Source organism: Mycobacterium paraterrae (genome assembly GCF_022430545.2).
In the GTDB taxonomy this organism is placed as follows: domain Bacteria; phylum Actinomycetota; class Actinomycetes; order Mycobacteriales; family Mycobacteriaceae; genus Mycobacterium; species Mycobacterium paraterrae.
On the sequence record NZ_CP092488.2, the window covers coordinates 3135036 to 3148350 of the forward strand.

Annotated in this window: 12 protein-coding genes; 9 read left to right on the top strand and 3 right to left on the bottom strand. The window is 66.7% G+C overall.

Annotation, left to right across the window (positions count from 1 at the left end; genetic code table 11):
• The first annotated feature begins 51 nt into the window (after nucleotides 1–51).
• The 4 genes from rpsI (at nucleotide 52) to MKK62_RS15135 (ending at nucleotide 3583) form a co-directional block, all read left to right on the top strand.
• Nucleotides 52–447 carry a 30S ribosomal protein S9 gene (gene rpsI / locus MKK62_RS15120; RefSeq protein WP_434085090.1) on the top strand — a complete coding sequence of 132 codons (396 nt, stop codon included), beginning with the start codon at nucleotides 52–54 and terminating at the stop codon, nucleotides 445–447.
• An 87-nt stretch (nucleotides 448–534) separates the two neighbouring features.
• Nucleotides 535–1872, top strand: coding sequence for a phosphoglucosamine mutase (gene glmM, locus MKK62_RS15125; RefSeq protein WP_240259584.1), 1338 nt, complete (start codon nucleotides 535–537; stop codon nucleotides 1870–1872).
• A 38-nt stretch (nucleotides 1873–1910) separates the two neighbouring features.
• A complete protein-coding gene (locus tag MKK62_RS15130; RefSeq protein WP_240259573.1) occupies nucleotides 1911–2213 on the top strand; it encodes a type VII secretion target in 303 nt (100 codons plus the stop codon).
• Nucleotides 2213–3583, top strand: coding sequence for a hypothetical protein (locus tag MKK62_RS15135; protein ID WP_240259571.1), 1371 nt, complete (start codon nucleotides 2213–2215; stop codon nucleotides 3581–3583). The genes MKK62_RS15130 and MKK62_RS15135 overlap by 1 nt, the downstream gene beginning before the upstream one ends.
• An 8-nt stretch (nucleotides 3584–3591) precedes the next feature.
• Here MKK62_RS15135 and MKK62_RS15140 read toward each other — a convergent pair whose 3' ends face one another.
• A complete protein-coding gene (locus MKK62_RS15140) occupies nucleotides 3592–4434 on the bottom strand; it encodes a dienelactone hydrolase family protein (protein ID WP_240259569.1) in 843 nt (280 codons plus the stop codon).
• 275 nt (nucleotides 4435–4709) lie between these two features.
• On the opposite strand from MKK62_RS15140, the gene MKK62_RS15145 reads away from it, so the two are divergent.
• From MKK62_RS15145 to MKK62_RS15155, 3 genes are all read left to right on the top strand, one after another.
• A complete protein-coding gene (locus MKK62_RS15145) occupies nucleotides 4710–5051 on the top strand; it encodes an Mtp family mycobacterial-type pilin (protein WP_240259567.1) in 342 nt (113 codons plus the stop codon).
• A gap of 147 nt (nucleotides 5052–5198) precedes the next feature.
• Nucleotides 5199–7067, top strand: coding sequence for a glutamine--fructose-6-phosphate transaminase (isomerizing) (glmS, locus tag MKK62_RS15150; RefSeq protein WP_240259565.1), 1869 nt, complete (start codon nucleotides 5199–5201; stop codon nucleotides 7065–7067).
• Nucleotides 7068–7338: 271 nt separating this feature from the next.
• Nucleotides 7339–8205: a DUF4436 domain-containing protein gene (locus tag MKK62_RS15155; protein ID WP_434084949.1), complete on the top strand. Its 867-nt coding sequence runs from the start codon at nucleotides 7339–7341 to the stop codon at nucleotides 8203–8205.
• Here the strand turns inward: MKK62_RS15155 and MKK62_RS15160 are convergent.
• Nucleotides 8195–10132, bottom strand: coding sequence for a flavin-containing monooxygenase (locus MKK62_RS15160; RefSeq protein WP_240259561.1), 1938 nt, complete (start codon nucleotides 10130–10132; stop codon nucleotides 8195–8197). The genes MKK62_RS15155 and MKK62_RS15160 overlap by 11 nt on opposite strands.
• Nucleotides 10133–10261: 129 nt before the next feature.
• On the opposite strand from MKK62_RS15160, the gene MKK62_RS15165 reads away from it, so the two are divergent.
• Nucleotides 10262–10891: a rhomboid-like protein gene (locus MKK62_RS15165; protein ID WP_240264135.1), complete on the top strand. Its 630-nt coding sequence runs from the start codon at nucleotides 10262–10264 to the stop codon at nucleotides 10889–10891.
• Here MKK62_RS15165 and MKK62_RS15170 read toward each other — a convergent pair.
• Complete coding sequence (locus MKK62_RS15170; protein WP_240259553.1) at nucleotides 10863–11789, bottom strand: class I SAM-dependent methyltransferase; 927 nt, start codon at nucleotides 11787–11789, stop codon at nucleotides 10863–10865. The genes MKK62_RS15165 and MKK62_RS15170 overlap by 29 nt on opposite strands.
• 72 nt (nucleotides 11790–11861) lie before the next feature.
• On the opposite strand from MKK62_RS15170, the gene MKK62_RS15175 reads away from it, so the two are divergent.
• Nucleotides 11862–13283, top strand: a complete 1422-nt coding sequence (locus MKK62_RS15175; protein ID WP_240259551.1) for an NAD(P)H-hydrate dehydratase — start codon at nucleotides 11862–11864, stop codon at nucleotides 13281–13283.
• Nucleotides 13284–13315: the final 32 nt, after the last annotated feature.

Sequence of the window (13315 nt, forward strand, 5' to 3'; positions counted from 1 at the left end):
GTCGTCGAAGAGACCGTCGCGGCCGCCGCCCCGGCGCCGCGCGAGGACCACATCGTCATCGAGCGCCCGATCCAGACCGTCGGCCGCCGCAAAGAAGCCGTCGTGCGGGTCCGTCTGGTGCCCGGCACCGGCAAGTTCGACCTCGACGGCCGCAGCCTGGAGGCCTACTTCCCGAACAAGGTCCACCAGCAGCTGATCAAGGCTCCGCTGGTGACCGTGGACCGGGTGGACGCCTTCGACGTCTACGCCCACCTCGACGGTGGCGGCCCGTCCGGCCAGGCCGGCGCGCTGCGGCTGGCGATTGCCCGGGCGCTGATCCTGGTCCAGCCCGAGGACCGTCCGGCCCTGAAGAAGGCCGGCTTCCTCACCCGTGACCCGCGTGCCACCGAGCGCAAGAAGTACGGCCTGAAGAAGGCCCGCAAGGCGCCTCAGTACAGCAAGCGCTGATCTTTTTGGCCGCGAGCGTGCATCGTTGTACGCATGCGTCGGCGTGTCGGCGTACAAACGCGCACGCTCGCGGCATAAAGGAGAACTATGGGTCGTCTATTCGGCACCGACGGCGTCCGAGGGGTTGCCAATCGCGAGCTCACCGCCGAGCTCGCATTGGCTCTCGGTGCCGCGGCCGCTCGGCGTCTGACCAGGGCGGACAGCGGACGTCGCCGCGTCGCGGTGATCGGGCGCGATCCCCGGGCCAGCGGCGAAATGCTGGAAGCCGCGGTGATCGCGGGCCTGACCAGCGAGGGCGTCGACGCGCTGCGCTGCGGCGTCCTGCCCACCCCGGCCGTGGCCTACCTGACCCACGCCTACGACGCCGACTTCGGCGTGATGATCTCCGCCTCGCACAACCCGATGCCCGACAACGGCATCAAGATCTTCGGTCCGGGCGGGCACAAGCTCGATGATGCGACCGAAGACCAGATCGAGGACCTGGTCGCGGGCGGGCCCGGCCTGCGTCCCGTCGGCGCAAGCATCGGCCGGGTGGTCGAGGCCGAAGACGCCCTGGACCGCTATCTGCGTCAGGTCGGCAAGGCCGGCACCGTTCCACTCGACGGGCTGACCGTCGTGGTCGACTGCGCGCACGGCGCCGCTTCGATCGCCGCGCCGCGCGCCTACCGCGCTGCCGGGGCGCGCGTGATCGCGATCAACGCCGAACCCGACGGCCTCAACATCAACGACGGCTGCGGTTCGACCCACTTGGATGTGGTGCGTGCGGCGGTGCTGGAGCACGGCGCCGACCTCGGTTTGGCGCACGACGGTGATGCCGACCGCTGCCTGGCCATCGACGCCTCGGGTGAGGTCATCGACGGCGACGCGATCATGGTGATCTTGGCGCTGGCGATGCAGGAGGCTGGTGAACTGGCCGGCAACACCTTGGTGGCGACGGTGATGAGCAACCTCGGTCTGCACCTGGCGATGCGCGCGGCCGGGGTGGAGGTGCGCACCACCAGCGTCGGCGATCGCTATGTGTTGGAAGAGTTGCGGTCTGGCAAGTTCAGCCTCGGTGGTGAACAATCCGGGCACATTGTGTTGCCGGCGCTGTCGACCACCGGTGACGGCATCCTGACTGGTCTGCGGCTGATGTCGCGGATGGCCCAAACCGGAGCCTCGCTGGGCGAGCTGGCCTCGCCGATGCACACCCTCCCGCAGGTTCTGATCAACGTCGACGTCGCCGACAAGGCGGCCGCGGTCGCCGCGCCGGCAGTGCAATCCGCCGTGCAGGAAGTCGAGGACGAGCTCGGCGATACTGGTCGAATCCTGTTGCGGCCCTCAGGAACCGAGCAGATGATCCGGGTGATGGTGGAAGCCGACGACGAACACGTCGCGCACCGGCTCGCGGCTCACGTCGCCGAGACGGTCCGCGCCACCCGCTAAGACGGAACCTTCCCGCGACTCGTCGCGTCGAACTTGTCATGGCACAACGAGACGCATTCGTCGACGCTGCTTCGATACATGCCGTCGCGCAACGCTTCGACGACGCCGCTCATCTGATCGACGGCGCGGTCCGCGCCCAGTTCGGTCGGTTGGCGTTCGACGGGACGGCCTCGGGCCGCGCGTACATCGGCCAGGGCGACGCGCTGCGGTTCGCGCTGCACCGACTCGGCGGCGAACTCGCGCAATGGGCACGCGCCAGCATGGAAGTCAGCTCTGCGCTGCGCACCGGGGTCGACCGGTACGTCGACGCCGACCGGTTCGCCGCGGCGCGGGTCGGCTGATGACCGAGCGGTTCGACGTGACGACACGGCTTGCCGAAGGACGGCCCGCGGTCGATCACCTACAAAGATACGTGCGGGCCTGTGAGGTCCTCGGCTACCAGCAGCCCGACCTCACCGCGCATGCCTCTCAGGTGGGGGACTGGTACGAAACCGAAGTGGGACTTGACCTTCGGGTACTCGACGACGACGTCACCACGCTGCGCTCCGCGGTCACGGCGATCGAAGAGGCGCTGTGGCTGCAGCGGACGCAAGTGACCGAACTCGCGGCCGCGTGGCGGGGTTCGGGCGCGGAGTCGGCGGCACGATTCCTCGAGCGCCATTGCGACGTGGCGGAAGAGGTGACCACCCGTGTCCGGGCGGCCGCCGAGCACTGCGCCACGTTGCGCGACGACGTATGGCAGGCCGTCGACGGCAAGGTCGCCACTACCGTCGCCATCGACGAGCGATCCGCTGCCGAGCGCTCGACGTGGTTGGCGGCCGCGCAGGCGGTCACAGCGGGTGACCGCTCGGCCGCCGAGGTGATCGTCCATCGCCACGTCATACCGTTCGTCGACAACGACATTCGCAACGATTGGCTCGCCGCGATGAGCTCAGCCAATGCCTCGATCGCGGCGTCCTACGACGCGGCCATCCATGCGTTGGCCTCGACGGCCGAGGTGCGGTTCGACATCCCAGGGGATTTGAGTCCCCAGTGGCATCCAGACGAGCAGCCGGTTCCGGCCGCGCCGCCGCCGATACCGTTACCGGCCAGTCCGTTATCGGCCAGTCCATTGCCGACCGTGCCGGCCGGGGTGCCCGGGTTCGCCGCTCCGCAGCCGACACCCGAAGCGGCACAACCGCTTCCCGCCGACGAGCCGGAAGAGACGCCCCCGACGCCCCCGACGCCCCTGGATCCGCTGGGGGACGCCGCTGGATTGTCCACTGGCTCCGGTGGTCTCGGTGGCCTCGGCGGCATGACCGGTGGCATCGGCGGGATCGTCAGCGGCATCGTCGACAGCATCGGCAGTTTGCTGAGCTCACTTACCGATGGCCTCGGTAACAACGGGCTGGGCGACACAGAAGACCCCCTGGGCGTCGACGACGGCGACCCCGATGACGGCGAACCCGTGGTCGATGACGACGACACGCCGGACGGAGCTAAGGATGTCGCCGAGCCGGCCAGCGTCGTTGGCGGTCCGACACCCGAAGCCGCTACAGCCGAAAGTCCCTCGGCGCCAGCGGAGCCCGTCGCCGACCCGGCCGCAGGGCCCGTCGGCCAACCCTCGCCCGAGGCCACGCAGACCGCTGATCAACCGTCGGCGGTTGCGCCACCCGACGGGTCGACCCCGTGTGAGATCGCCGAGGACCAGCTGCCGCAAGCCGGACAGTAGTTCGGGGCTCAGCCCTTGAGCAGCGCGACGAACTTCTCTTCGGGACTCACCACTGCGGCCTCATCGCCGATCGGCAGAGTTCTGGGCAGCTGTACGTCGGGGTCGGCGAAATCACGGTAAGTCTTGTCGCCGGCGAGTGTGTAGAGCAGGTAGCCGGTGAGCAGGGCACGAATGGTCTTCTGTGTCTTGCGATCTGGACCGCCCAGCCCGAATGCCGCCGTCACCCGTCGGCCCTCTGCCAATCCGTCGGCCTTCGCCTTCTTCACGATCCGCAGGGTTGCCGCATCCCAGGCCTGCCAAAGCTCGATAGCGTTGTAACGCAAAGCTTTGGCAGATCCCGGTGCGCTGAACACCACGCCAGGCACCCGCAACGATGCCGCCGGTTGCGAGGCGGACGGAGTCGTGACGGCGGGAAAAATCGCGGCGACCGCCTGCGGCTTGGTCTTCATGCCGGCGGCGGCGAACACCGCGGCCGAGCCGCCGAAACCGTGCCCGATGACGCCGAGCTTGTCGGTTTGGACACTGATCTTGCCCGGGCCCAAGCGGACTCCGGTCGCGATGTCCAGCGCCGTGCCCATGTCGAAGGCAAGGTTCAACACCGACGGCGCCACCCCGCGCTCGGTGTCCGGGGCCGCCGCGACGATGCCCCACGACGCGAGGTGCTCCAGCAATCCCGAATACCGCGACACACCGGTGAGCCAGTCGTGACCGAACACCACTGCAGGTAGGTGCAGACCCGCTTCGGGCGTGTAGACCACCCCCGGCAACCCCGCGAAGGCCAAGTCGCCGCGCAGCACCTTGTGCGGACCGCGTCGGCGTAAGGAACCGACGAGCTTGCTGGTCTTTGCCACCCGATGACGGTAGCGCACGTCATCCACGCTGCCGATACCTCGCCCGCAGGGCATCTCAGTCGATACGAAGTTTGTTGACAGCAATCCGGCAGATTTTGCGCTGCGGGTTTCGCTGCAACTGAGATGCCGCAGTCCAGAATGCTTACGCTGCCGTCAACGCTATTGCACCAGCTATTGAAACCTAGTCAATACCAACGTCATTCACAGCGATTCATAACAACTTCTGCCGGCTAAGGGTTTAGCTGAGTTCTGCGCGGTGGTATCAGTGACGGGTGATGAACATCAAGAGAATCGCAGCTGCGACCGCTATCGCCTCGGGTCTGGGACTCGCTGGCGTCGGCGCGGCGAGCGTCGCTGAGGCTATGCCGATGGCTCCGATGCCGGACTACCACTGGTGTCCGGGGCAGTGGTGGGACCCGGGTTGGGGTAACAACTTCGACTGGGGACGCTGCCACGATGACAACTACTTCGACGGCGAGCCTCACGACGCGGGCCATTGGCACGGCAACGGGCCCTGGCACGGGGACGGACCAGGCCCCTGGGACCACCCGGGTTGGGACAACGGTCGGGGCCCGGGCGGACCCGGCTGGGACAACCACCAGGGTTGGCAGCACTAGGCTCAGCCAGCACGCCGAAAATTACATACATATCTGGCCTAGCGCAGGTCAGGAGGGTGCAGCCGTCCCAGTTGGGGCGGCTGCACTGCGTGGCGCGGCGGCCGCGTATGCGCCCAGACCCCGGTCACTGCACTATCCTGGCAGCCTATGTGCGGAATCGTCGGCTACGTCGGGCATCAACCTGCCCTCGAAGTCGTCGTCGACGCTTTACGCCGGATGGAATACCGCGGCTACGACTCGGCCGGGATCGCGCTGGTCGACGGCGACGGTGAGCTGACGGTCCGGCGCCGGGCAGGCCGGCTGGCCAACCTGGAGGTCGCCCTCGCCGAGACCGACGCCGACTCGCTTAGCGGAACGACCGGGCTGGGCCACACCCGCTGGGCGACGCACGGACGTCCCACCGACCGCAACGCCCATCCGCACCGCGACGCGGCGGGAAAGATCGCCGTCGTCCACAACGGCATCATCGAGAACTACGCGCCGCTGCGCCACGAGCTCGAAAACGCCGGTGTCGAGTTCGCCAGCGACACCGACACCGAAGTGGCCGTGCACTTGGTCGCGTGGAACTATCACCACGGCGATACGGCCGGCGACTTCACCGCTTCCGTGCTGGCCGTGCTGCGACGCCTCGAGGGGCACTTCACGCTGGTGTTCGCCAACGCCGACGAACCGGGCACGATCGTCGCCGCGCGCCGGTCTACGCCGTTGGTCGTCGGCATCGGCAAGGGCGAGATGTTCGTCGGCTCCGACGTCGCCGCGTTCATCGGGCACACCCGCGACGCCGTCGAACTCGGACAGGACCAGGCCGTCGCCATCACCGCCGACAGCTACCGGATCACCGACTTCCACGGCAATGACGACACCGCGAATGCTCGCCCATTCCATATCGATTGGGACCTCGACGCCGCCGAGAAGGGCGGCTACGAGTACTTCATGCTCAAAGAAATCGCCGAGCAACCCACTGCCGTCGCCGACACACTCCTCGGGCATTTTGTCGACGGCCGCATCGTCCTCGACGAACAGCGCCTCAGCGACCAGGAACTGCGCGAGATCGACAAGGTCTTCATCGTTGCCTGCGGTACGGCATACCACTCCGGCCTGCTGGCGAAGTACGCCATCGAACACTGGACACGGCTACCCGTCGAAGTCGAATTAGCCAGCGAATTCCGTTACCGAGACCCGGTTTTGGACCGCAGCACGCTCGTCATCGCCATCTCGCAGTCGGGGGAGACCGCCGACACCCTGGAAGCGGTGCGGCACGCCAAGGAGCAGAAGGCCAAGGTGCTCGCGATCTGCAACACCAACGGCTCGCAGATTCCGCGCGAATGTGACGCGGTGCTCTACACGCGCGCCGGACCCGAGATCGGCGTGGCGTCGACCAAGACCTTCTTGGCACAGGTTGCGGCGAACTATCTGGTCGGCCTGGCGCTGGCGCAAGCACGCGGCACCAAATACCCCGACGAGGTCGAGCGCGAATATCGCGACCTGGAAGCGATGCCGGACCTGGTGGGCCGTGTGATCGGGGAGATCGCGCCGGTTGCCGACCTGGCGCACAGGTTCGCGCAGGCGTCGACGATCCTGTTCCTGGGCCGCCACGTCGGCTACCCGGTCGCCCTGGAGGGTGCGCTGAAGCTCAAGGAACTGGCCTACATGCACGCCGAGGGCTTCGCCGCGGGCGAGCTCAAGCACGGGCCGATCGCGCTGATCGAAGACGACCTGCCGGTGATCGTCGTGATGCCGTCACCGAAGAGTTCGGCCACCCTGCACGGCAAGCTGCTGTCCAACATCCGCGAGATCCAGACTCGCGGTGCGATCACCATTGTGATCGCCGAGGAAGGCGACGACACGGTGCGGCCCTACGCCGACCACCTGATCGAAATCCCTTCGGTCTCAACGCTTTTGCAGCCGCTGCTGTCCACCATTCCGATGCAGGTGTTCGCGGCGTCGGTCGCGCAGGCCCGCGGCTACGACGTCGACAAGCCGCGAAACCTGGCGAAGAGCGTCACCGTCGAGTGACGATGCGCCGCGGGACGCGGCGAGGAGGAACAAGACAATCCGTCACCGTCGAGTGACGATGCGCCGCGGGACGCGGCGAGGAGGAACAAGACAATCCGTCACCGTCGAGTGACGATGCGCCGCGGGACGCGGCGAGGAGGAACGAGACAATCGGCCCTCGCCGCTTGGCGAGTTCGGTCGCGCGTAAGCCCACGGTCAACTACATTGCCCTGAACGAGAGCGTCCCGGGGGGCAAGTGCGTGAGTGACCATGTGGTGGCCGGGCGCGGCCGGTGCTTGGTGCAGCCGTGAAGTTCGGTGCGTTCGGAATCGTTGCAGCCGTTGTCGCGATTTACATCGCTTCGATCGCGTTGTATGCCCACGGCGCCGCCGTCCACCATCAGGCAGAGGTCGCGGTTCCCAGTGACAAGTCCACAGCGATCATCTCAGTAGAAGATATCCAATCCAACTACAGCGTATTGCTGGTAAACCTGGCGATTTCACCTGCCAACTCGCTGCTGGACCCGCAAACCAAGCACATCACCGAGGACATGAGCGTCTGGGTTCGATCCGCTGCCACACCGACCCGCCGCACCTGGACCAAGGGCATGCTCCCGGGCGTCTTCCCGGTCCCGTTGACCATTGCCGGGGAAACCGAACGGTGGCCGTTCGACCGTTATCGTTCGGGTCCGATTGAGGTGCAGCTGCTGCACGGTGGGGAAAACGGTGTGCCGGAAGCGTTGCCGGTCACCATCGTCAACCATCTGCCGGGCTGGCAGGCCGTCGCCAGCGACGGGCAGACTGTCGGGTCTCAGCACATCACCATGCGGCGTTCGTTGTCCGCGGCGGCGTTCGGACTCGTCATCTGCGGTGTGCTCGTTGCGATCGCCGCTCTGGGTTTGTTCGTCGCGATTCAGACACTGCGTAATCGGCGTAAGTTCCAGCCGCCGATGACGACTTGGTACGCGGCAATGCTCTTCGCGGTTGTCCCGTTGCGCAATGCACTACCGGGTTCACCGCCCTTCGGGGGCTGGGTCGACGTGACGGTTGTGCTGTGGGTGATCGTCGCCCTCGTTGTGTCGATGCTGATCTACATCACCTGCTGGTGGCGACATTTGAGACCCGAAGCCGCTGCGCAAGCCGCTCCGGTCAGTCGTTAGTAGAGAGACGGACATCGAACGCGGCCCAGTCCGGCTCGCGGGTTGCCGCCCAATACTCGTTGAGCCGCCACGGGCTCACAGTGTGGATCTCACCGTCGGCATTCTTGAAGTAGGAATGCTCGACCGCGGGATGCGCCCACACCATCTGCTTGATCTCGCGCTGGGTTCGCTGATGCCAGTCCGCGGCTGCCTCAGCGGTCGGCTCAATCGAATGCACCGCCGCGTCAGCCAGTTTCGCCAGGCAGCTGTTGATGTAGCGCATCTGCAGCTCGGAGTTGAAGATCAGGCTTCCGCCGTGGGCCAGATGCGCGCCCGGGCCGTAGATGATGAAGAAGTTGGGAAATTGCGGGACGGTAATGCCCAAGTAAGCGAACGGCTTGCTGCCCCACACTTCGTGCAGGTTGACGCCGTCGCGGCCGGTGATCGTCATCGGCCATAGGACATCGGTGTGACGAAAGCCGGTGGCGTACACGATGATATCGGCATCGTGGTGTCTGCCATCGTCGGTCACGACGCCGTCGGCGGTGATCTCCCGGATGGGTGTACGCACCAGTTCGACGTTGTCGCGGCGCAGCGTGCGCAGCCAGGTGCCGTCGTCCTGCAGCGTGCGCTTGCCGGTCGCGGGATAGTCCGGCAGCACCTTGGCGAGTAGTTCCTCGTCGCCGTCGACCTGGCCGGTGATCCAGTCGGTGAACATCAGCCGGGCCATGGCGTTGATCTCGCTGACCGCATAGTCCTGGTCGGCGTAGTCCGGGTCGACCCGCGCTGCGTCGAGTCCTTTGTCAGATCCCGGCCACAGCACCAGGAATCGATACCAGCGTCCGTAGTACGGCAGGTGATCCATCGCCCAGCGGACGCCGTCGCCGACCTCGTCGTGATACATGGCGTTGGGGAACATCCACTGGGCGGTGCGCTGGAAGACGGTGAGGTGCTCGACATCGCCGGCGATGGTCGGGGCGATCTGAAAGCCACTGGCACCGGCGCCGATCAGCGCGACACGCTTGCCGGTGACGTCGACAGAGTGATCCCATGCCGCGGAGTGAAACGACGGGCCACGAAACGTGTTCGCGCCGTTGAACTTCGGTACGTGCGGGCGATTGAGCTGGCCGACGGCGGTGATCACGGCCCGGGCCTGCATGGTGGTCAGGCCCTCGTCGCCTTCCCGCGAGGTGATGGTCCAGAGACCGTCCTCGTCGTCCCACTCGAGCGAGACGACTTCGCACTGCCAGCGCACGTGGTCGTTGAGCTGATACTTGTCCATCACCCGGTCGAAGTAGCTTTGCAGCTCCGGTTGTTCGGCGAAGAAATGCGACCAGTCGTTACTGGGTTCGAAGCTGTAGCAGTAGAAGTGGTTCGCGACGTCGACACGTGCCCCCGGATAGCTGTTCTCCCACCATGTCCCGCCCGGGCCGGCATTCTTCTCGAGGATCGTGAAGGGAATGTTGGCTTGCCGCAACCGGATTCCGGCCAGGATCCCCGACTCACCGCAGCCAATGACCACGACCGGTAGCTGCGCGGCGTGATCTGAGTCCAGTGGCGCCGGCCGGCGCGGATCGACGCCCTCGAGGTCCATCTCCTCGGCGAGCAGCGGTACGTAGTCGTCGGGCACGCTTTCGCACGCCGCCCAATCCATCATTTCCTTGATCAGGTCGGCGGGCAGCGGTGCGAGCTCCGGACACCCGCGGTCGCGATAGTCGGCGATCACTTGCAGCGCCTCGGCGCGGGCGCGGGCTTTCTCCTCCTCGGACATGAAGCCCTGCACTTCGTTGAGGAAGATTCCGGCTGGTTTGAAATCGCGCACGAAGCGGGAATCGCCGGTGATGTGCACCAGCGACAGCAGCAGGGTGGGAATGCTGACTTGCTCGAGCGCGGCCGCAATGTCGCTGTCGGAGGTACTGAAAGGTTGGCCCGCGTAACGGCTGCGCACCAAGAGGATCCTTTCTCATCATCGATGAGCGCCTGCGCCGCAAACTCTATTACGATACGTGAGGTTTCGTAATTGGAAAACTCACCGTACGCGCGGGGTGGCGCCGGATCAAGGGTGGCTCATGCGACGGTGAGTGGTGTGCGTCGAGGATGGCGATTCGTCCGCGGCGCGCCGCTGACCTATCTGTGGCTGACCGTCTTGTTGGTGACCACGATCATCCAGCGTCGGCTCGGAGAGCGTCAGCTGCGCGAGTTTCTGGTGCACTACTCGACCAACATCCGCCACCTGGCCACCGATCCACTGTCGGCGCTGTTCGAGAGCCTGCTGTGGATCGACGGCTACTACTGGGCGCCATATCTCATCTTGTTCACCGTGTTTCTGGCGCCTGCCGAACACTGGCTCGGGCAGTTACGTTGGCTGACAGTCGGATTGACGTGTCACGTCGTCGCCACCTACATCAGCGAAGGCTGGCTGTATCTGGCGATCCAGTACCACGATGCGCCGGAGCGGCTGGTCCGAGCCACCGACATCGGGGTCAGCTACTTCATGGTCGGGGTGATCGCCGTGCTGGCATATCGCGTCGCCCGGCCGTGGCGATGGGTGTACCTCGCCGTGATGATCGCGGTGTGCCTGACGCAGCTGGTCGCCGCTTTCAACTTCACCGCGATCGGCCACTTCTCGGCAATCTTCATCGGGCTCTTGTTCTACCCGATGGCACGACCGAGGTCGACTACTGCCGGATCGCGCTCACGTAACTGAGCCCCGCAAAATTGGCTGCCTCGTCGTCGATCGAAGCAGGAGCCGAAAGGCCATGTGTGACAACCAGCTCCGCCGCACCGACGGCCGACACCTGCCAGCCATGGGCCGCGAGATACTCGACCACGTCGCTGCGCTCGCCGCCGTACCAAAGATCGGTCATCTCCACGTCGAACCCGTGCTTGGCCCATGCCTCGGTCGACTGCCTCATGCGGTCGGCCATCAGCGGCACGGCCTCGCTGGCGTTCGGCATGTTTTCGGTTGCGAGCCGGCTGCCGGCCGCGCTCAGCTGGGTGATGTTGTCCAACAACGCATCCTGTGCTTCCGGCGGAAGGAACGGCAACAGGCCCTCGGCGCTCCACGCGGTGGGCTGGGTTGAGTCGTGGCCGGCTCCGCGCAGGGCGGTGACCCAGTCGTCGCGCAGATCGACCGCGACCGCCCGCAGGCCGGCGGTCGGTGTGGCGCCGAGACCGCTGAGCGTCCTGGCCTTGAACTCGATCACCGTCGGCTGGTCGATCTCGTAAACGGTGGTGCCGTCGGGCCAGGGAAGCCGGTAGCTGCGGGCGTCCAGGCCTGAGGCCAGGATCACCGCTTGGCGGATTCCGCTGCTGGCTGCCTCGAGGAAGAAGTCGTCGAAGAAGCGGGTGCGCACGGCCATCATGTCGCCCATTCGCGCCAACCCGAACTCGCCGCCGTCGTCGACCTCGTTCGCGTCGAGCTCGCCGGTGGCGACCCGAGTGAAGAATTCGACACCGACGGCGCGCACCAGCGGCTCGGCGAATGGGTCGTTGATCAGCGGGTTGTCTGCGCGAGTCGCCAGTGCGCGTCCCACTGCCACGCCGGTCGCCGTCGCGCCCACGCTGCTAGCCAGGTCCCACGTGTCGTTGTCAGTGCGTGCCATGCCCACCCCTCTGCGATGTTTAGCCTGTTTAATCGACAGTACCCGCGCGGCCGGGCACGTAACGTTGTCACGATGCGGCACTACTACTCGGCGGACGCTATTCGCGAGGCCGAAGCGCCGCTATTGGCCACCCTGCCCGACGGCGCGTTGATGGCGCGTGCGGCATACGGGCTGGCGAGCGCGATTATCGCCGAATTGTCCGCTCGCACCGGTGGAGTCGCCGGACGACGGGTGTGCGCGGTCGTCGGCTCCGGCGACAACGGCGGTGACGCGCTGTGGGCGGCGACCTATCTGCGACGCCGAGGGGTGGCCGCCGACGCGATACTGCTCAAGCCCGAACGCACGCACCGCAAAGGCCTGGCCGCTTTCCAGAAGTCGGGCGGTCACATCGTCGAGCGCGTCGACGTGTGGACCGACCTCGTGATCGACGGGGTGGTCGGCATCTCGGGCTCGGGGCCCTTGCGACCGGACGCGGCCGAGGTATTCAAAAACGTGCACGCACACGGCATTCCGGTCGTAGCCGTGGACATCCCCAGCGGCGTCGACGTCGCGACCGGCGCAATCGGCGGCCCCGCGGTGCATGCCGCACTGACGGTCACGTTCGGCGGCCTCAAGCCGGCCCATGCGCTGGCCGACTGCGGGCGGGTGGAATTGGTCGACATCGGTCTCGACCTGCCGGACACCGACATCCTGGGTTTCGAGGCGGCCGATGTCGCAGCGCGCTGGCCGGTGCCCGGACCACACGACGACAAGTACACCCAGGGCGTCACCGGTGTCATGGCCGGCTCGTCGACGTATCCCGGGGCGGCGGTGTTGTGCACCGGCGCCGCGGTAGCGGCCACCTCCGGCATGGTTCGCTACGCCGGCAGCGCGCACCAGGAGGTGCTCGCGCACTGGCCCGAAGTGATCGCCTCGCCGACCCCATCGGCCGCCGGGCGGGTGCAGTCTTGGGTCGTGGGACCCGGACTCGGGACCGACGAAACGGGCGCTGCCGCACTGTGGTTCGCGCTGGACACCGACCTGCCGGTATTGGTCGACGCCGACGCGCTGACCATCCTGGCGGCTCATCCCGACATGCTGGCCTCCCGGCGCGCGCCAACCGTGTTGACCCCGCACGCCGGTGAGTTCGCCCGACTGGCGGGCGGGCCGCCGGGCGACGACCGCATCGGCGCTACCCGCGAGCTGGCCGAACGGCTGGGCGCGACCGTGTTGCTGAAGGGCAACGTCACCGTCGTCGCCGATCCCGGTGGTCCGGTCTACCTCAACCCGGCGGGGCAGTCCTGGGCGGCAACCGCAGGATCCGGCGATGTGCTGTCCGGAATGATCGGCGCCTTGCTCGCCGCGGGCCTGCCTCCTGCCGACGCCGCGGCTGCCGCAGCGTTCGTGCATGCCCGTGCCGCGGCCTTGTCCGCAGCCGACCCCGGCCCGGGAGACGCACCGACCTCGGCGTCGCGCATCCTGGCCCACCTCCGCTCAGCCGTCGCCGCGCTCTAACCGAAAGGAACCGCTTTGCCTCATCACCCGTC